This is a genomic window from Kouleothrix sp., assembly GCF_046328425.1.
Lineage (GTDB): Bacteria > Chloroflexota > Chloroflexia > Chloroflexales > Roseiflexaceae > Kouleothrix.
Map to the genome: position 1 here is coordinate 1 of NZ_JAXLWP010000006.1, position 18,416 is coordinate 18,416.

Consider the following 18,416-nt stretch of genomic DNA (forward strand, 5'->3'; position numbering starts at 1 on the left):
CGATTGCCAGCCACAGGCGGCCAGTGCACATAAACGCGCCGGCGAACAGCAGGCCCGCCGCCATGGCGCCGGCGGTGCTCAGAGCCGACGCGCCGGGGCCGGCAAGGTGCGCCGCGCCGAACAGCAGCAGCGAGAGCGCAATCGCCGGCCACGCGCCCAGGCGCGCGCTGGCGATCCGCAGCAGCACGCCGCGAAACAGCAGCTCTTGCACGAACGCGCTGGCGCTCGCACTGGCCAGCGCCGCTACCAGCACCGCCCAGCCATTTGTTCCAACCACGCGGTATGCGCCGATCAGCCACAGCGCGCCAATCACCAGCGCGAACAGCGCCAGGCCGCCCGCCAGGCCGGCGCCAAGCTCGCGCGCCGCGCCCGCGCCGCCAAGCTCGGCCGGCGCGCGCTGCTCGGCCAGCGCCAGGTACATGCGATATGCGCCGTAGGTCAGCGGCACAAACAGCGCGAATGCGGCCAGGCTCAGCTGGGTGCGCCCGGCTAGCACACCGGCGGCCCGCAGGCCATTGAGCGCAAGCTGCGCCACCACAAAGCCGGCGCCAACGAACAGCGCGGCGCACAGCAGGCGAAACAGGGTGTTGCTCAGCAGCCATTCCGGCCAGAAATGTGCGCGGCGCGGGCGGGCCTGGGTTGCCATTGTGTTACTCCTTGGCGAGGTGCCGCGTTGCCTGCGGCGGGCACGGCAGTTCTGCCAAGGAGTATACAGAAAACACCGCGCCGGCGGATCGTGCGCGCGACGGCATACGCATACATCGTTTAGCCGACTGCAGCGCTACAGCAGCACGATCTTCTCGCGGCCGGCGGCTACATTGCGTGTGGCATTGCGCGTGTCGACAATCACCGGCGCGCGGGCGACCACATTGGCGTAGTCGAAGGCGCTGTGGTCGGTGATGATCGCCACGCAGTCGGCCTGCTCGATCAGCGCATCGCTCAGCGGCGTGGTGCGGAAGGTGCGCCCGTGGTGATCCTCGAACTCGGCGACATGCGGATCGACCGTGACGACCTCGGCGCCGTCGCCTTCGAGCAGCTCGATCACCTTGAACACCGGCGACTCGCGGTAGTCGTCGACGTCGGGCTTGTAGGCCACGCCCAGCAGCACCACGCGTGCGCCGTTGATCGCCTTGCGGTGGCGGTTCAGCGCGCGCGCCACCAGGTCGTGCACGTGGCGCGGCATCTGCGTGTTGATCTCGCCGGCCAGCTCGATGAAGCGCGTGGTCAGGTCGAACTCGCGCGCCTTCCAGGTCAGGTAGAACGGGTCGACCGGGATGCAGTGGCCGCCGAGGCCCGGGCCGGGCGTGAACTTCATGAAGCCGAACGGCTTGGTGGCCGCGGCGTCGACAACCTCCCAGACATTCAGGCCCATGCGGTCGCACAGCAGCGCCAGCTCGTTCACCAGCGCGATGTTCACCGAGCGGAAAATATTCTCGAACAGCTTCGTCAGCTCGGCCACGCGCGGCGACGAGACCGGCACGACGCGGCTGGTGATGTGCGAGTAGAACGCCACTGCCAGCTCGGTGCAGCCGGGCGTCACGCCGCCGACGACCTTGGGCGTGTTCTCCACCGTCCAGCCCTTGCTGTTGGTCTGGCCGGGGTCGATGCGCTCGGGCGAGAACGACACGAACACATCTTCGCCGACCTTCAGCCCGGTCGATTCGAGCCTGGCCTGGATCACTTCTTCGGTGGTGCCGGGGTAGGTGGTGCTTTCGAGGATCACCAGCTGGCCGCTGCGCAGCGTGCGGGCGATATCTTCGGCAGCGCGCTCGATAAACGAGATGTCGGGGTCGCGCGTGATATTCAGCGGCGTGGGCACGCAGATCACGATCACGTCGCAGGCGCGCAGCCGCCGGAAGTCGGTGGTGGCCTCGATCCGGCCGTGCTCGCGCAGCTCGGCCACTTCAGCCGAGCTTACGTCGCCGATGTAGCTGGCGCCGGCGTTGATCTGGCCAACCTTGGCCTCGCTGACGTCGAAGCCCAGCACGCCGAAGCCGACCCGTCCCGCGCGCACTGCCAGCGGCAGGCCGACGTACCCCAGGCCGATGACGCCAATGCGCGCGGCCTCGGTTTGAATTTTCTGGAGCAGTTCTGTTTGAATTGACATGCGTGTTTCCTTGTTTCAAGATGGCGCTGAAGCCAGGAAGAGCCCGGCGTCTTTGCTGATATGGATCGGCCCGCCGGCCTGGATGGCCTGCTCGACATAGCGCAGCAGCTGCGCGCGCAGCTGCGGGCTGGCGTGCTCGGCGACGTGCATCGACAGTACGAACGCCACCAGCGGCTCGGCCTCGGCGACGCGCAGGCCATCGGGGTAGCGCCGCAGCTCGGCCGGCCCAAACCATGGCGCGAGCTGCGCGGCGCCGTTTTCGAGCGTGAAGTCGCGCGGCTCGGCCGAGCCCCAGGCCGCCAGGCGCGGGTCGACGCGCTGCACCAGCTCGCGCAGCTCGCGCATGTGGGCGCTGCCATTGGTGGCGGCGTAGAAGCGGCCGCCGGGCCTGAGCACGCGGCGCAGCTCGGCCAGCGCGCGTGGCCGGTCGGGCACGTGGTAGAGCATGTGGTTGGCGATCACCGCGTCGAATGCAGCGTCGGCAAAAGGCAGCTGCTGGGCGTCGGCCTGCTCAAACGCGATCTGCGTCAGGCCGGCCAGGTTGTGCCGCGCCTCGGCCAGCATACCGGCCGAAAAGTCGGCCAGCGTGATCTGCCAGCCGGGCGGGATGCGCTGGCGATTCTCGAACCAGAGCCAGCCTGGCCCACAGCCGACCTCGAGCACCTGGGCTGTGGGCGGCAATGCGAGCTGCTCGAACATCCAGCGCTGCCAGCCGTACGCGTTGGTGCTGAAGCGCGCGTGCAGCGCCACGCGGTCGTTCAACTTGCTCGCGGTGTTGTACTGCTGGGTTCTGAGGTACTGCTGGTCGTCGATCTTCGACATAGCCCCTCCGCTTATGACGCCTGTACCCGAGCTACGCGGTGGGGTTCGGGGGCGGCTTCGCCGCCCACGAAAACTTCCCCACGCTTCAGGCCTATGCCGGGCTGGCTGTACCGGCGCCTGGCTCCATGCCAAGCGCGCGGGCGTAGGCCTGCTCGAAGCGCGCGGCGGTCTGATCCCACGTCAGCTCTTCGGCGACGCGCTGGCGGGCCGCCGCGCCGAGCCGCGCCGCGAGCGGGCGGTCGGCCAGCAGGCGCGTCACGGCCACCGCAAGCGCGGCCGGGTCGCGCTCGGGCGTGAGCAGCCCGTGCACGCCGTTCTCGATCACCTCGGGGATACCGGCCACGCGCGAGGCCACGATCGGCCGGGCGGCGGCCATACCCTCGAGCAGCGCGTTTGGCAGCCCGTCGACATTGCCGCCCTGGTCGCGGATCGAAGGCACCGCGTACACGTCGGCGGCGCCGATGTACTGGGCCGCGCGCTCGCGCTCGAGCTGGCCGGGGAAGCGCACGCTCGCGCCCACCCCGAGGTCGCGCGCGCGGCGCTCCAGCTCGTCGCGCAGGTCGCCGTAGCCGGCGATCGCCAGCACCGCGCGCGGCTGCGCGGCCAGGATCGCCGGCATGGCGTCGATCAGGTAGGTCAGGCCCTTCTTATACACCAGCCGGCTCATCGTCAGCACCAGCGGCGTGTCGGGCGCGAGGCCCATCTCGGCGCGCACGCTTGCGCCGGATGCCTGGGCTGGCTGGAATGCGCCGGCGTCGACGCCATAGGGAATCACCGCGACGCGCTCGGCCGGCGCGCCCAGGCGCAGCGCGCGCTGCCGCAGGTCGCCGCTGCACGCGGTGATCGCCGCTGCGGCGCGGTAGGTGGCGGCGGCGGCGAGCGACAGCGGGGCGGCGCGCTCGGCCAGGTATACATCCGAGCCGTGCATGCTCACCACCAGCGGCAGGTGGCGCAGCCGGGCCACCAGCGCGGCCGGCGTGCCGTTGGGAATGACCCAGTGGGCGTGAACCAGGTCGAATCGCCGAGGAGCGGGCGCGCGTTCGGCCGGCGCAGCGCCTATCTCGGCGCGTGTGCCCGTCAGGCGCCACAGCGCCAGCATGCTTGCGCCAAGCGCCAGCGGGGCGGCGGCCAGCACCGCGCCGCGCAGGCCCACGTCGGCCTGGAGCGACTCGGCGTAGCCCCACACGTTCAGGGCGCGGGTTGGGCTGTAGCGGAAGAAATGCAGGTGCACGCCGCGCTCGACTGCGGCGCGCCGCACGTCGCGGTGGAATGGCGCGAGCACGTGCACGGTATGGCCGCGGCGCACCAGCCCGGCGGCGATCTCCTCGATAAATGGCGCGGTGGTCTCGCCAGCGTACTTCGGGTACGACGAGGTGAGCATGCAGATGTTGAGTGGTTGCACAGTGCTTTCTTTCATATTGCCAGCAGCTATGCGGCGGCGCGCGTCAGGGCGTCGCCGGCAGGCGATACACCCGCGTCACCAGCGTGGTGGGCTGTCCGTCGACCACCGCCGGGTAAGGCGGCGTCTGGTACGCCAGCTCGATCCCCAGCTCGTCGTCTTCGAGCAGGCCGTCGAGCAGCTGGCGCGTGGCGTCGCTGGGCTGGGCGAAGGTGTCGCGCACGAGGTAGCGCACGTGGTAGTGCCGCGCCAGCGCCAGAAACGCCGCGCGGTCGGCAGTGTTCGGCACCATCAGCGCGGGCCGCTCGCTCACCCAGTTGAGCTGCCAGGGCAGCCGGGTCATAGCTACGTCGGTGGGCGCGCTGTTGGCGCGCAGCCAGCGGTAGGCATCGGTGTCGGCCTGGTAGAGCGCCGGCTCCTCGCGCACTTTCTTGGCGATGTACGGCCACGAGGGCGCGATCATCAGCGCCAGCGCGGTGCACGCCAGCGCCAGCCCGGCCGGCGCCCAGCGGCCATCGCCGATCGCCGCCACCCGGTCGTAGCCGCGCCATAGCGCGTAGCTGGCCAGCAGCGCCAGCCAGGGCATCATCATCAGGAAGTAGCGCTCTTCGTCGGCGTGCCAGTAGCCTACCAGAAACAGCGTATACGGGCCGAACGCCAGCAGCAGCAGCGCCAGCAGGCGCCGCCGCGAGCGCAGCGCGCCGAGCGCGCCAAGCAGCGCCAGCCAGGCGCCCAGGCCGAACAGCAGCGCTTTCTTCTGGCTGTCGGCGTCGGCCAGCGCGCGCGTCTGATCGAGCCAGGGCGGCAGCAGGTAGTTGCGCACCGCGCGCGCCTGCGTGGCCAGCTTCAGCAGCGTCACGTCGAAGCCCCAGCGCAGCACCCAGCTCCGATCGGGCACGCCGGGGCCGCCCAGGCCGGCCTGGGCGGTGTAGATCTTGTAGATGTCTTCCCAATCGCCAAAGCCCAGCACCCACGCGTCGTAGCTCTCGGTCGAGTAGAACGGCTTGCCGAACAGCAGCTGGTTGCGCAGCAGGTAGGGCGCGAGAATGGCGAGCGCCAGCGCGGCCCACAGCGCCACCGGCGCCAGCGCGGCCAGGAGCGCGCGCAGCTGCCGCACGTGGCCGCGCCAGCCGGCCTGGCCGACGAACCACAGGCCCATACCGAAGGCGATCAGCGCGCCGCTGGGTTTCTGCAGCAGCATCAGCCCGGTAAGCACGGCCGAGCCGACGAGCATTCGCCATGAGATCCGCAGATCGTCCGCTGGCGCGGGGCTCCTGGCGCTCGCAACGCCCGCCTCGATGACGCGGCGCCAATGGAGCGACTGGTACAGCAGCGCGATTGCGCCGAACGAGAACAGCACGAATGCCAGGTCGCTGGTGGTGTAGATCACCAGGCGGAAGAACAGGTAGTTGGTGAGGATCAGCAGCGCGGCGGTGAGGCCCACGCGCCGATCCCACAGCCGCGCGCCAGCCGTGAAGATCAGCAGCGTCAGCAGCGCCATGAAGATCAGGTTTGGGATCTTGGCGGCCCAGGCGGCTGGCCCGAAGAGCAGAAAGAACGGCGCGATCCACACCGGCTGCAGCAGCGGCCACGTCTCCTGCGGGCGCGTGGTGCCGGGGTAGAGCTGGTAGAACTGCGTGACGTAGTCGACGACCCAGCCGCGGCCGCGCGCCAGGTTGCGCGCCACTACCGCGTTGTCGGCGTAGTCGGCGTGGCCGACATAGGGCAGCTGGCCGATCACCCAGGCCTCGTAGCCGAGCCACACCAGCGCGCCCAGCGCCAGGATGGCCAGCGCGCCGCGCCGCGATCCAATCAGCCGCACGATCGCGCCGGCCAGCCGCGGCAGGCCCTCGCGGCCGCGCACCAGAACCAGCAGCAGCAGGCCCATGCCCAGCAGGCCGTACAGCAGCGAGTCGGGGAAGCTGTCGCTCAGCAGCTTCAGGCCGGGCAGCCGCAGGCTGGCGCTCAGCCGCGCCGCGACGTACGCCAGCCAGGCCGCCACCATGCAGGTAAGGCCATAGTTCAGCGCCGCGCCGCGCGCGTAGCGCTGCAGCAGCCGCGCGAGCAGGCGCACCAGGTCGCGCTGGCGTGCCAGCGCCAGCACCACCACGAGGGCGCCGGCGGCCCAGGGCAGCAGCGTGGCGGCCCAGACGCGCGCCAGCGCCAGCGCCAGCGCCAGCCCGCTGACGAGCAGCGTGGCCAGCACAAACGCCAGTGTGGGCAGGCGCAGCAGCACCACTAGCGCCAGCAGCGCAAGCGCGCCGCACAGCACCAGCAGCGCCAGCGGCCGGGCCGCCGGCAGCGCAAAGCTGTTCTCGCGCTCGGCGCCGCGCAGGCGGAGCGCATCCAGCCGAATGCCCTTGGGGCGCGGGTCGTCGCCGGTGAATGTGGCCGAGGTGTGCAGCTGCAGCGTCAGCGTATCGCGCGACGCAACCGAGGCCGGCAGGCGAAAAGTGTACTCGGCCCACGCCGCGGTAGGCTGGAAACGAAACACTGGCACGCCGTTTGCTAAAATGTCGACGAGCGGCTGTTGGGCATCGGGTGGGAGTGCGGTGGTGGGCCAGCCCTGCGCGCGCAGCGTGACGGTCAAGTCGGCGCTGTCGCCGAGGCCGGGCAGCCAGATGCTGGCGTCCTGGCGCGTCCAGCGGCTGCGGTCGCCCTGGCTGCCAGTGATCTCATCGCCGTAAAACGTGCCGGCATCGGCGGCCCCCAGGCCCTGGCTGGCATCGAGAAACAGCCGGTCGCCGAGCCAACCGATCGCGATCGACGAGGCCGGCGGGGCCTGGTAAGCAAGAATTCCGGCGAGCAGTGCCAGCAGCAGGATGAGGATCAGGCGGCGATCACGCAGGTACGCGAGCGGTCCGCTCCGCGCGCCGGGTTGCGCAGGCCAGGTTGTAGAGGGTCGGCTCGCCGTTTCTGTGCTCACGGGCGCTATTATACCGCGAGTTTTGCTTGCGAAACAATGCGGCGCGGATGATGCCCGGCTGGCGCCAGGGCTCGTGCAACGTCTTTCGACCCCTCCCCCTACCGCTCTCCCCTGTCAGGGGAGGGGAAACACATCTGGCTGTGTGGTGCGACTGCCGCTCGAACGCTAGACATGGGGGGAGAATGTGATACAATAGGTTGATTATCTTCATCCCGCCAAAAAATTTGTCTGTTAAGCGCAGGCATAGCCACCTGCATGCGTTGCGAGAGGAAACCTACTATGTCTGTAGTTGAGCTGGACGTACTGATTGACCGGCTCCTTCCGCAGATTTTGGCCGACCGCGACCTTGGCGACGGGCGCACATTCACCCGGCTCCATCTTAATCATCTTTGGGCTCTCAGCTGCTTGTATGCGGGCGAATGTTACGACGAGGAGCTGCTTGCGAGGCGTGTAATAAATCATCTGCCGCCGCGGGTGCTGATGGCGCGCGAGGTGGTGGCGTAGGTTTCTGGCTTCAGCTGGTCGATCTGGCGCTCCGCATTGGCGGGGCGCTTTTCTTTACGCTTGTGTGCGGTTTTTCCGCGCGCAGCGTGGAAAAACGCACACTTTTTTGCAGTGCCCTGCCCAACGAAGCCGGGCAGGGCACTGCAAAAAAGTGTCAGACCGAGCAGCTATCATACCAACTCCGTTTGATTACTTGTGTTTTTAGGCGCGCGGCAGCCGCGCCGCAAAGAGGTCGCGGCGGCGAAGCCGCCCCCGAACCCCACCAAAGTGCCAGTAATCAAGCGAATTTGCTATCAGGCGTTTACGGCGCGCTCGTAGGCCGGCGGCGGGGCGTCGGCCGGGCTTGCCGCCGGGATGGCCACGCAGATCGTCGACCCGCTGGGGCCGCTGTCTTCCAGCCAGATCTGGCCGCCAAACGCCTCGATGTCGCGCCGGGCGATGCTCAGGCCCAGGCCGGTGCCGGGCGTGCCCGAGAGCGCGCGGGTGCCGCTGCCGCGATAGAACGCCTCGAACAGCCGGTCGTGCTCTTCCTGCGGAATGCCCGGCCCTTCGTCGGCGATGCTCAGCAGCACGTGGCCGTCGTGCGGCTGCGCCGCAAGCGTGACGGTGCCACCCTCGCTGTAGCGCACCGCGTTGTCGACCACCTCGTGCAGTGCGCGGCACAGGCTGGGGATGTACGCCATCACTGCCAGCTCGGCGCCGATGTGCAGGCCGAAGCGCACGCCTTTCGCCGCGGCGATCGGCAAATACGCCTCGACGATCTCTTCCAGCAGCGGCGCCAGCCGGATGGGAAGCAGCGGCGGCTGGATGTCGGTGGGTGGGTCGAGGCCCAGATCGAATGCCAGCACGCGGTCGACTAGCGCCTGGATCTGGGCGACGCCGGTGCGGGTGATGCTTGCGAGCGACTGGGGCATGCCCGCCTGGCGATCGAGCAGCTGGATCGCCAGGCTGAGCGTGGTGAGCGGCGTGCGCAGCTCGTGGCCGACGCTCTGGATGAACTCGGCCTTCATCTGGTCGAGCTCGCGCAGCTCGCGGTTGAGCCGGGCAATCTTGCTGTAGGCGCGGGCGTTCTCGAGCGCGCTGGCCACCGCAGGCGCGAGCATCAGCAGCACATTGATCACGCGCTCGGGGTAGAGCCGCCCGTTCACCGGCGCCGCGCAGCCGTAGATGCCGATCAGCTGGTTGCCAACGTGCAGCGGCAGCGCCAGCCGCACGCCCTGCTCGCTCAGCGGCAGCCATTCCGTGTCCACGCCCTCGGCGGGGAGCAGCAGGTAGTTCGGCTCGGCCGAGAGCCGGCGGGCGATCGCGCCATTCACCAGCAGGCGCCTGTCCAGCCGGGCGTCGTCGCGGCCGACCATCACGAACACCTGGTCGTGGGGCGGCTCGAGCATCCAGAGCGTCGCGCCCTGCAGGCGCAGGCGCTGCGGCAGGTCGTCGACGAGGATGGCGTGGATGCGGTCGAGGCTGATCGTGCGGCCGAGCGCCGCGCCGACATCGCGCAGCAGGGCCTGGGTGGTCTGCCAATCGCGGTACATCAGCCGGTTGAACACCAGCCCGAGCCGGTTCCGCACCGGCACGACTAGGGTGGCGATCAGCACCGCCGCGAGCGTGTGGCCGAACGGCATGCCGGGGACGTCTAACCGCGGTGCCAGTGCCGCCAGCAGGATGATGTACAGCCCGCTGAGCAGCAGCACCAGGGTGCCGATCGTCAACCCTTTCCCGATCAGCCGAGCGCGCCAATCAACCCCGACTAACGTCGTTCTGCCGTGCACCGCTCTACTCCCTTGCGAGATCGCTCTGATACGTAAAACGCTCGCATGCGGGGTGAAAGATACGCGCGCGGCCGAAAAGCTTGCGAGCCGGCGTAGCGCTGGCTCATGAGAGGCGCTCAGGCCGAATCGAGGCCGGCGCGGATGTCGTGCAGCAGCGCGCGGCAGCGGGCCGCGTCGTCGGCGAGCTCGGCCTGGCCTTGCGCGCCGGCAGTGGATGCCAGGTCGGCCAGCATTGCCTGCGCGGCGCCGGTGAGCAGCATCGGGTGTGCGCCGAGCACCTCGGCAACCGCGTCGTTGCCGTCGGCGTCGAGCAGGGCGCGCACTGCGTCGCCCAGCGCTTCGGCGCTGCCCAGGCGGGCGCGCAGCTGGGCCAGCGCCTCGCGCCGATCGTCGATCAGCTGCGCCAGGCGCTCGTTGCCCTCGTCGAGCGCGGCCTCGGTGCGTGCTGCCAGCTCGGCGTCGGCCCAGTCCTCCAGCAACACCGGGTAATCGCGCGCGGCGGCCTGCAGTGTTTCGGGCGAGGCGACGTGCAGCAGCGCCTGGTAGGCCGGGCCAGGCAGCCGCGTGCCTGGCGGCTGCTCGGCGGGTGTATCGGCCGGTGGTGCGTCGGCGGCGGGCGGCAGCAGCGGCGCGCCGCTGCGCAGGCGTGCCAGGGTGGCCCGCAGCTCGCGCAGCGCGTCGGACACCGCGCGCTCGCCTTGGGCGTAGGCCAGGTCGGCCAAGCTGCGCACCGCCGCGTCGCCAGCCTCGCTGAGCAGCGCGGGGTTGGCGGCCACAATCGCCTCGAACTCGGCGGCGTCGTCGGCGGCCAGCAGCGCGCGCACCGCGTCGCTAAGCTCGGGCTCGCGATCGGGCGTGGGCGTGGCCTGCCCGGCCGGCTCCGGCTCGGCCTGGCGCGTCACGGCGGCCGGGGCCGTGGGCAGCTGGCCCCGCAGCGACTCGACCGGCTTGCCGGCGGGCGGGCGGGCCGGCGCGGCCGCCCGCCCGCGCTCGCGGCGCAGCACGGCCCGGCGCACCCCGCCAAGCTCCTGCTCAACCTGCACATCGCCCAGGTAGGGCAGCCGATCGTCTTCCGGCAGCGCGCCCACCAGCTCGTAGAGCAGCGCCTGGGCCTGCTCGCGCCAGCGGTGCTCGCCGGTGTCGGGTGGCACCGCAAAGTACACCCGGCGGCTTGCTGGGTCGTGGAAGAGCAGCGCGGCGCCTGCCGGCGCCACAGCGCCGCAGCGTGGGCACTCGGCCAGGTTGAGGGTGCCGTCGCGCAGCGCGGCCGCCAGGTCGGGCCGCTCGGCCGCGTCGACCAGCGCCCATGCCACAGCCTCGAACGCGGCGCCGCAGCTGGGGCAGCGCAGCCGGATTGTTTCGCTCCGAGAGATCGCCATAGCATCTCGCAGCGCCGCAGCCAGCCGGCCGAGGCGCGATCGTTGATTTCGGGCGGCCGAACATCTGCCGGCCGCGCTCATTGTAGCGTATGGGCGGTGTGCGTCAAGCGCGCCGCGCGATACTGTTAGGGCCGGCGCAGCTGCGCATGTACAAAGCCCCGGCGCGCATAGGAGGCGTGCCGGGGCTTTGTATCGTGCCTGGCGTCGCGCATCAGGCCGGCGTGGCTTGTTCGGCGGGCTGTGGCGCCGATTTGGCCGCCATCTTCTGCTTTTCTTCTTCCACCAGCACGCGCCGCAGCACCTTGCCGACCATGGTTTTGGGCAGCTCGGCGCGGAACTCAACATCGCGCGGCACCTTGTAGGGCGCCAGGTGCTGCTTGCAGAACTCGCGGATCTCGTTGGCGTTGGGCTGCTCGCCCGGCTTCGGCACCACATATGCCTTCACCGTGTCGTCGCCGCGTGTCGGGTGGCGGATGCCCACCACCACGGCCTCGAGCACCTGCGGGTGCATGAACAGCACCTCCTCGACATCGCGCGGCAGCACCTTGAAGCCCGAGGCGATGATCATGTCCTTTTTGCGGTCGACGATATAGAAGTAGCCCTGGGCGTCGGTCTTGCAGATGTCGCCGGTGTGCAGCCAGCCGTCGGCGTCGATCGTATTGCGAGTCTCTTCGGGCTGGTTCCAGTAGCCCTGCATTACCTGCGGGCCGCGCACGCACAGCTCGCCCTCTTTCTCGCCGCCGATCGGCAGATCGGCGCCGGTTTCCAGGTCGATGATCTTGGCCTCGGTGTCGGGCAGGGGAATGCCGATCGAGCCATTCTTGCGCTGGCCATACACCGGGTTGCAGTGCGTCACCGGCGAGGCCTCGGTCATGCCGAAGCCCTCGACCAGCCGGCCGCCGGTGATCTGGCCGAACTTTTCCTGCACCTCCATCGGCAGCGGGGCCGAGCCGCTGATGCAGGCCTTCACCGATTTCAGGTCGTACTCGGCGACCTTGGGGTGGTTGATAATGCCGATGTACATCGCCGGCACGCCGGGGAACACCGTGCAGCGCTCTTTCTGGATGATATTCATCACGTTGTCGATCGGCCGCGGGTTGGGCACGATTACAATCTCGGCGCCGGTCGAGATCGCGTAGATCATGCCTACTGTCATGCCGTAGACGTGAAAGAACGGGATGGCGGCCATGAGCTTTTCGCCGCCAAGCTGGCCGGTGGTGAGCCAGCTGCTCACCTGCAGCGTGTTGGCCACCAGGTTGCGGTGGCTGAGCATCGCGGCTTTGGGCAGGCCGGTGGTGCCGCCGGTGTACTGGAACAGCGCCGTATCGTCGGGCGATAGTGTGACATTTGGCAGCGTGGGTGGGTGGCTGTCGATCAGATCTTTGAAAAAGAACACATTTGGCCCGGGCGGCACATCGACCCAGGCGGCATCTTTGCGCTGCTTCGCTTTCACCAGCAGGTTCGAGGGGAAGCCCAGCGTATCGAACACGTGCGTGACGATCACGCGCTTCAGCGATGTTTCGGCCTGGATCTCGTGCAGGCGCGGCCAGAACAGATTGAGGATGATGATTGTCTCGGCGCCCGAGTCCTCGAGCTGGTGCTTCAGCTCGCGCGCGGTGTAGGTCGGGTTGTTGTTCACCACCACCGCGCCGATCTTCATCGTGGCGAAAAAGGCGATCACGAACTGGGGCGTGTTCGGCAGCATCAGCGCCACCCGGTCGCCCTTGCGCACGCCCAGCTGGTACAGCGCATTGGCGAAGCGATCGACCAGCTCGTTCAGGCGGCGGTAGGTGAGCTTGCCGCCAACAGTGTAGCGCCCGCCCAGTAGGTAGCTCAGCACGAAGTTGCTGGCAGTGTTGAAGGGGTACTTGCGCGCGCTTTCGCTCAGGAAGACATCGAGGGTATGGTTCGGGTAGCCGAGCGTCTGCGGCACGCTCGGTTCGTAGTTGGTGAACCAGGGTTGTTCCATGTCATGCTCCTTCGCATAGTAACACGGCTGACGTGCTGGGTGGTTTGGGGGCGGCGCATCCGCCCCGCAAACCTCTTCATGGCCGGCCAGAAAAGAAACAACCGTGGAGGGTTGCGCGCTCGGGCAGCTTCTGGACGACCCCGCGCGGGAAGCGGCCGCGTAAGCCGTGATAATAACGCAAGGGCGGCGGCTTGTGCATGGCCGCGCGCCCGCGTGTCAACCCACCTCACATACAACCCTGCCAGGGCTGCTAGACATCGTCTTTCAGCCAGCCGCGTTCGCGCGCGATGAACTTGATCGTGGCGTCGTCGGGTGGGTACAGGCCCGCGGCCTGGTAGGCATAGGCCAGTAGCGCCGCTCCGCCGAGCATTCCCAGCATAAGCCCTATCAGAAATGTCATTATGCCAATAACCTTGCGCATTGGATCTCTCCTCGTGCAATCGTAAGCGGTGGGAGCGAGTGTGTGATGGTATGATACCGCAGGGCAATGCCTACCGTCAACCTCGCCAGCCCGATGCACAGGGTTGGTGCAACGTCGGCCCTCACCCCCCTTACCCGCCTCTCCTGGGTGCGGGAGAGGCGGGTAAGGGGGGTGAGGTGCGGTCGCCGCCGCGACCGCACCTCACAGCCAGATGTGTTTCCCCTCCCCTGTCGGGGGGAGGGGGTAGGGGGAGGGGTCGAAAGACGTTGCACCAGCCCTGGCCCGATGCAAAGCCGAAAGCTCTCGCTCCCGCCCGCCTCCGCTCGCGGGGAGGGTCAAGGGACATTGCACGACGACCGTCAACCTCGCGGCGTGTGTTTCCGGGGCGGCGCGCTACAGCGGGCGCTGGGCGCGCTGGCGCGCGCTGGCCAGCGAGCCGCTGAGCACCACGTGCTCGCTGGGCTGCCGGCTGCCGCCGCTGGCCTCGATCGTCACCATCACCTGGTCGTACTCGTTTACCGGCGCGGGCGCGTCGATCGCGAGCGTAGCGGTGCCGTCGGCGCCGACATCGAAGGTGTTTGCCGGCACCTGCACGCCGGGCCGGGCCAGCCAGAACTGGTACACCTGGCCGGACGCGGCGGGTGGCAAGCCCGACACCACCAGCACCGCGTGGACGCTGTTGGGCTGCATATACATGATCGCGCTGGCGTGCCGGTCGGGGCTGTCGAGGCGGCGCGGCACCGTTTGCGGCGCGGCGATAAACACTACGGTCTGCTGCTGGCGCGCGAGCGTGGCCTGCAGCCCGGCGATCTGCTGGGCCTGCTGATCGAGCCGGGCCGCGAGCAGGTCGGCGCGGCCGCGCGCGTCGAAGCCCAGGAAGCCAAACAGCAGCGCCAGCGCCAGCGCGCCAGCCGCCAGCCCGAGCTGCCAGCGCGGACGCGCCGGGCGCGTGGGTGCAGCCGCGCCGCCCGCGCCGGTGGCGGCAATGCGCGCGAACAGCTGCCGCTTGACGTGCGCGGGCGGCTCGAGTGGCCGCGCGGCGTAGGGCAGCAGCTCCACAACTGCGCGAAACGACTCGGCCTCGGCGCTGCACGACTCGCAGGCGGCCAGGTGCATGCTTACCTGGAATGTTTCGTGCGAGTCGAGCGTGCCAAGCACAAAGTCAGGTATCAGCTCAAGCGGATGCGCGTTTGCGTTCATGGGTGTTCGATTATATCTTCTATGCCGACCTGCTGGGCGGCGAGCACGTCGCGCATGCGGCGCAGGCCAGATCGAATGCGTGCCTTGATGGTGCCGACCGGGCTTTGCAGCCGCTCGGCGATCTCGCTCTGTGAAAGGCCGCCGAAGTATGCCAGCTCGATCGCCTGGCGCTGCTCGTTAGCCAGCTGGCGTAGGGCCGTATCGATCAGGCGCCGCTGCTCGTTCTCGATCGCGGCCGTATCGACGCTGGATCGCGTGTCGGGTAGCTCGGCCAGCGCCGCGCCATCGGCCGCGTCGGCCGCCTGGCCGGGGCGCACGCGCTGGCGGCGCAGCTCGTCGATGCTCAGGTTATGCGCGATGCCGCAGATCCAGCCCGGCACCGTGCCGCGGTGCGCCGTGAATGTTGCGCTGCGCCGCCAGACGCGCCAGAACGTTTCTTGCACGATATCATCGGCCTGCTCGGCGCTGCCGAGCATACGTAGCGCCAGCCCGTACACCACGCGAGCGTAGCGCTGGTAGAGCACTTCAAGCGCCTGAGTGTCGCGCTGGGCAATTCGCGCCATTAGGGCTTCATCATCGGGAGGCTGGGCTTCCGCCAGGCGCAGCGCACTCATGGCCAGGCTCCATAGTGGTGCAATCGCATATTCTGTACGTATAGCTTTCGGCAGCGGATGCCCGCTTGGGCAGATTGCGCCAACGCCGCCGGAATCGGGATGCGCCGGGAGTGCGGGGCTGGTGGCGGCGAGGCAGGGATGGTGCGCGGCATCGGCGCGGGCATTATAGCATAGTGCCGCGCGCCGGCAGATCGGGTACAATATCCTAGATCGCTGCTATACATCTTCAAAATCGCTTCACAATTGTGCTCTATTATAGACCCATCAACAAATCGTCGTTGATGGTTATAGAGGAGCAAGTCAATGGAACATAACGGACGTCGGCTTTCTTGGATCGCAATCGCGCTGAGCGTTGTGGCGCTGGTCGTTTCGCTCGGCGGCCGCATGCACGGGCCTGGCGCGGGCTTTGGCCCGCCTCAGGGCTGGCAGGGCCCGATGATGAGCCAGCAGGCGCCAATGCAGTATCAGCAGGGCCCGCAGGGGCGGCATGGCTGGCAGGGGCCGCAGGGGCCGCAAGCGCCTCAGGCGCCACAGCCGCCGAACGACATGCGCGGCTTCGGCAACGATATGCGCGGCCAGCGCGACTTTGGCGGCCCGGGCCGTATGGGCGGCTTCCCGTTCTTCTTCCTGCCGTTTATGCTGATCGGCGGGCTGGTGAAGCTGCTGTTCGTCGCTGGCCTGATCTGGCTGGGCTTCCGGCTGATCCGTGGCCGCGGCTTCGGCCGGCCGGGCGGCAATGGGCCATGGAATGGCCCCAAGGGCCCTGGCCCCGAGCGCGGGCCGTGGAACGAGGGCGGCGACAAACCGTCGGGTGGTTCCGACCAGCCGCCGTACACCGGCGATACGCGGCAGATCTAGCGCACACGAGTAATGCGGTGGCACGGTGGCACGATAGCGCCGGCTGTCTGGCCATCGTGCCACCGCGCTAGCGCACACCAATGGCTACACGCACGATACTGATTGTAGACGACGAGCCGGGCATCGTGGCAATCGCGCGCGATTACCTCGATCGCGCCGGCTTTCGCGTCGTCACCGCCGGCGATGGCCCCAGCGCTCTGCGGCTGGCGCGCGCCGAGCGCCCGAGCATGCTGGTGCTCGATCTGATGCTGCCAGGCATGGATGGCCTCGACGTGGCGCGGGCGCTGCGCGGCGACCCGGCCACGCGCACGCTGCCGATCATTATGCTCACCGCGCGCGTCGACGAGGCCGACCGGCTGATTGGCCTGGAGCTTGGCGCCGACGACTACATCACCAAGCCGTTCAGCCCGCGCGAGCTGGTGGCGCGCGTGCGCGCCGTGCTGCGCCGCAGCGAGGGCGAGCGCGACGCCGAGACGGTGCTGCGCGCCGGCGATCTGCAGATCGATTTCCAGCGCCGCGGAGTGCGCGTGGCCGGCGTCCCGGTAGACCTGACCGCCACCGAGTTCGATCTGCTGGCGATCCTCGCGCGCGAGCCGGGCCGCCCGTTCAGCCGCGCGCAGCTGCTCGAGCTGGCCTACGACGTAAGCTACGCCGGGTTCGACCGCACCGTCGACGCCCATATCAAGAACCTACGCCGCAAGATCGAGCCCGACCCGCGCAACCCGAAATATGTGCTCACGATCTATGGCGTGGGGTATAAGTTTGCCGACGACGCCGATGAAATCAGGTAGGGGCGGCATCGCTCCCGCCCGTACGCAATTCTGCTAGGACTTACGCAGTTGCGCTGTTCGGCTTTCCGAAGCCGTGCATAGTGCCTGCGGCAGCAAGGTACTTTGTGATCATCGTGCGCGGTTTTTCCGCGCACAGCGCGGAAAAACCGCACACCTCTACGGAATAATGGGGTACCGCTCTGCCGAAGGCTGAGCTCGCCAATTGCGTAAGTCATATCTGCTATGAAGCCACGCCTGTTCTGGACAATGCTGCTGGCCTTTGCGATGGTGATTGTGCTGAGCGTGTGCGGCATGCTCGGCTTTGTGGTGCTGGCGGTGTCGGGCCAGTGGCAGCCGGCTGCAGTGCGCGAGAGCTTTGTCGCATACCAGCGCTCGTACGCGCTTTCGCTGGGCGATTACTACGTGGCGAATGGCAACTCCTGGTCGGGCGTCCAGGAGCGCTTTGACGGCATTTCGTTCGCCGGGCCAGGCAACTTCTTCGACTACGCGCTGGCCGACCCTGGCGGCCGTGTGATCGCCAGCAACGACAGCGCCCTGCCGATCGGCGCGACGGTGGTGTCGGCCGAGCTTGATCGCGGCCTGCCGATCGACGCGCGCGGCCAGCGCGTCGGCATCCTGATCGTCCGTGGCGGGCCGCGGCCTCTGCAGCCGATGCCGCCGATGCCGCCGCAGCCGGTGGGCGGGCGCGCCCAGCGCGATATCGCCTGGCCGCTCATTCGCGGCTTCCTGATCGCCGCCGTGGCGCTGGCGGTCACGCTGCTGCTGCTGGCGATCTTCTTTGTGCAGCGCATCAGCCGGCCGCTGCGCCGGCTCACCGCCGCCGCCAAGCAGCTGGCCACCGGCCAGCTCGACGTCCAGGTCGGCCCTGCGCCCATCCGCGAAGTGAATGAGCTGACCCAGGCGTTTAACTCCATGGCGGTCTCGCTCGCCGCCGCCGACCGCCAGCGCCGCCAGATGACTGCCGATATCGCGCACGAGCTGCGCACCCCGCTCACGATCATCAAGGGCCGCCTCGAAGGCCTGCAGGACGGCGTCTACCGCGCCACGCCCGATGAGCTCGATCGCCTGCTGGGCGAGACGGCGCTGCTCGAACGGCTGATCGACGACCTGCGGCTGCTGGCGCTGGCCGAGACCGGCCAGCTTGCGCTGTACCGCGAGCCGATCGATGCGCGCGATCTGCTCGAAGGCGCGCGCAGCGCCTTTGCCGGCCAGGCTGATGCCCAGGGCGTGCAGATTGTGGTGCAGGCGCCGGCCGATCTGCCGCTGATCGATGCCGACCCGCAGCGCATGGCCCAGGTGCTGGCCAACCTGGTGAGCAATGCGCTGCGCTATACCCCCGAGGGTGGCAGCATCACTCTCTCGGCACACCAGCCGACCAGCGACCAGCGGCTGGCATCATCAGTCGTCCTGCGCATCAGCGACACCGGCCAGGGCATCGCCGCCGAAGATCTGCCGCACGTGTTCGACAGGTTCTACCGCGCCGATCGCTCGCGGGCGCGCAGCAGCGGCGGCGCCGGCCTGGGTCTGGCGATCACCAAGCAGATCGTGCTGGCCCACGGCGGTACGATCGAGGCCAGCAGTGTGGAGGGCCAGGGCGCGGCCTTCACGATCGCGCTGCCACTCGCGCCCGACCAAGCGGGATGATCTGGACTTT

General features: G+C 68.7%; 15 protein-coding genes. 4 read left to right on the plus strand and 11 right to left on the minus strand.

The annotated features are described in order from the left end of the window. The 5 genes from U0177_RS06185 to U0177_RS06205 form a co-directional block, all read right to left on the minus strand. Window positions 1–646, minus strand: a 646-nt coding sequence (locus U0177_RS06185) for a CPBP family intramembrane glutamic endopeptidase (protein ID WP_409569735.1), incomplete at its 3' end; no start/stop codon positions are given. Between the two features lie 135 nt (window positions 647–781). Next, window positions 782–2,107, minus strand: a complete 1,326-nt coding sequence (locus U0177_RS06190) for a nucleotide sugar dehydrogenase (RefSeq protein WP_409569736.1) — start codon at window positions 2,105–2,107, stop codon at window positions 782–784. 15 nt (window positions 2,108–2,122) lie between these two features. Then, window positions 2,123–2,929: a class I SAM-dependent methyltransferase gene (locus U0177_RS06195; protein ID WP_409569737.1), complete on the minus strand. Its 807-nt coding sequence runs from the start codon at window positions 2,927–2,929 to the stop codon at window positions 2,123–2,125. Between the two features lie 91 nt (window positions 2,930–3,020). Beyond that, on the minus strand, window positions 3,021–4,331 hold the full coding sequence (locus tag U0177_RS06200) for a glycosyltransferase (protein WP_409569738.1): 1,311 nt from the start codon (window positions 4,329–4,331) through the stop codon (window positions 3,021–3,023). 43 nt (window positions 4,332–4,374) lie between these two features. After that, entirely contained in the window at window positions 4,375–7,254 is a 2,880-nt protein-coding gene (locus U0177_RS06205) for an ArnT family glycosyltransferase (RefSeq protein ID WP_409569739.1), read from the minus strand. Between the two features lie 279 nt (window positions 7,255–7,533). On the opposite strand from U0177_RS06205, the gene U0177_RS06210 reads away from it, so the two are divergent. Further along, window positions 7,534–7,758, plus strand: coding sequence for a hypothetical protein (locus U0177_RS06210; protein ID WP_409569740.1), 225 nt, complete (start codon window positions 7,534–7,536; stop codon window positions 7,756–7,758). A 293-nt stretch (window positions 7,759–8,051) separates the two neighbouring features. Here the strand turns inward: U0177_RS06210 and U0177_RS06215 are convergent, their stop codons facing one another. The 6 genes from U0177_RS06215 to U0177_RS06240 all read right to left on the minus strand — a co-directional run bounded on the left by U0177_RS06215 (window position 8,052) and on the right by U0177_RS06240 (window position 15,062). Then, window positions 8,052–9,470 carry an ATP-binding protein gene (locus U0177_RS06215; protein ID WP_409569741.1) on the minus strand — a complete coding sequence of 473 codons (1,419 nt, stop codon included), beginning with the start codon at window positions 9,468–9,470 and terminating at the stop codon, window positions 8,052–8,054. Between the two features lie 176 nt (window positions 9,471–9,646). Continuing rightward, entirely contained in the window at window positions 9,647–10,909 is a 1,263-nt protein-coding gene (locus U0177_RS06220; RefSeq protein WP_409569742.1) for a CpXC domain-containing protein, read from the minus strand. A 211-nt stretch (window positions 10,910–11,120) separates the two neighbouring features. Next, window positions 11,121–12,878 (minus strand): long-chain-fatty-acid--CoA ligase, encoded by a 1,758-nt coding sequence (locus U0177_RS06225; RefSeq protein WP_409569743.1) that lies wholly within the window; start codon window positions 12,876–12,878, stop codon window positions 11,121–11,123. Between the two features lie 250 nt (window positions 12,879–13,128). Next, on the minus strand, window positions 13,129–13,278 hold the full coding sequence (locus U0177_RS06230) for a hypothetical protein (RefSeq protein ID WP_409569956.1): 150 nt from the start codon (window positions 13,276–13,278) through the stop codon (window positions 13,129–13,131). 414 nt (window positions 13,279–13,692) lie between these two features. Next, window positions 13,693–14,499, minus strand: a complete 807-nt coding sequence (locus U0177_RS06235) for an anti-sigma factor domain-containing protein (RefSeq protein ID WP_409569744.1) — start codon at window positions 14,497–14,499, stop codon at window positions 13,693–13,695. Further along, on the minus strand, window positions 14,496–15,062 hold the full coding sequence (locus tag U0177_RS06240) for an RNA polymerase sigma factor (protein ID WP_409569745.1): 567 nt from the start codon (window positions 15,060–15,062) through the stop codon (window positions 14,496–14,498). Before U0177_RS06240 ends, U0177_RS06235 begins: the two co-directional genes overlap by 4 nt. A 354-nt stretch (window positions 15,063–15,416) precedes the next feature. On the opposite strand from U0177_RS06240, the gene U0177_RS06245 reads away from it, so the two are divergent. The 3 genes from U0177_RS06245 (at window position 15,417) to U0177_RS06255 (ending at window position 18,406) form a co-directional block, all read left to right on the plus strand. Beyond that, window positions 15,417–15,971 (plus strand): hypothetical protein, encoded by a 555-nt coding sequence (locus tag U0177_RS06245; protein ID WP_409569746.1) that lies wholly within the window; start codon window positions 15,417–15,419, stop codon window positions 15,969–15,971. An 80-nt stretch (window positions 15,972–16,051) separates the two neighbouring features. After that, window positions 16,052–16,762, plus strand: a complete 711-nt coding sequence (locus U0177_RS06250) for a response regulator transcription factor (RefSeq protein ID WP_409569747.1) — start codon at window positions 16,052–16,054, stop codon at window positions 16,760–16,762. 222 nt (window positions 16,763–16,984) lie between these two features. Next, complete coding sequence (locus U0177_RS06255) at window positions 16,985–18,406, plus strand: sensor histidine kinase (RefSeq protein WP_409569748.1); 1,422 nt, start codon at window positions 16,985–16,987, stop codon at window positions 18,404–18,406. Window positions 18,407–18,416: the final 10 nt, after the last annotated feature.

Excerpts from the sequence above, each read along its gene's own strand:
- U0177_RS06190 (WP_409569736.1), bottom strand. The coding sequence starts at position 2,107 with ATGTCAATTCAAACAGAACTGCTCCAGAAAATTCAAACCGAGGCCGCG.
- U0177_RS06195 (WP_409569737.1), bottom strand. The coding sequence starts at position 2,929 with ATGTCGAAGATCGACGACCAGCAGTACCTCAGAACCCAGCAGTACAAC.
- U0177_RS06210 (WP_409569740.1), top strand. The coding sequence starts at position 7,534 with ATGTCTGTAGTTGAGCTGGACGTACTGATTGACCGGCTCCTTCCGCAG.
- U0177_RS06220 (WP_409569742.1), bottom strand. The coding sequence starts at position 10,909 with ATGGCGATCTCTCGGAGCGAAACAATCCGGCTGCGCTGCCCCAGCTGC.
- U0177_RS06225 (WP_409569743.1), bottom strand. The coding sequence starts at position 12,878 with ATGGAACAACCCTGGTTCACCAACTACGAACCGAGCGTGCCGCAGACG.
- U0177_RS06230 (WP_409569956.1), bottom strand. The coding sequence starts at position 13,278 with ATGACATTTCTGATAGGGCTTATGCTGGGAATGCTCGGCGGAGCGGCG.
- U0177_RS06235 (WP_409569744.1), bottom strand. The coding sequence starts at position 14,499 with ATGAACGCAAACGCGCATCCGCTTGAGCTGATACCTGACTTTGTGCTT.
- U0177_RS06240 (WP_409569745.1), bottom strand. The coding sequence starts at position 15,062 with ATGGCGCGAATTGCCCAGCGCGACACTCAGGCGCTTGAAGTGCTCTAC.
- U0177_RS06245 (WP_409569746.1), top strand. The coding sequence starts at position 15,417 with ATGGAACATAACGGACGTCGGCTTTCTTGGATCGCAATCGCGCTGAGC.
- U0177_RS06250 (WP_409569747.1), top strand. The coding sequence starts at position 16,052 with ATGGCTACACGCACGATACTGATTGTAGACGACGAGCCGGGCATCGTG.
- U0177_RS06255 (WP_409569748.1), top strand. The coding sequence starts at position 16,985 with ATGAAGCCACGCCTGTTCTGGACAATGCTGCTGGCCTTTGCGATGGTG.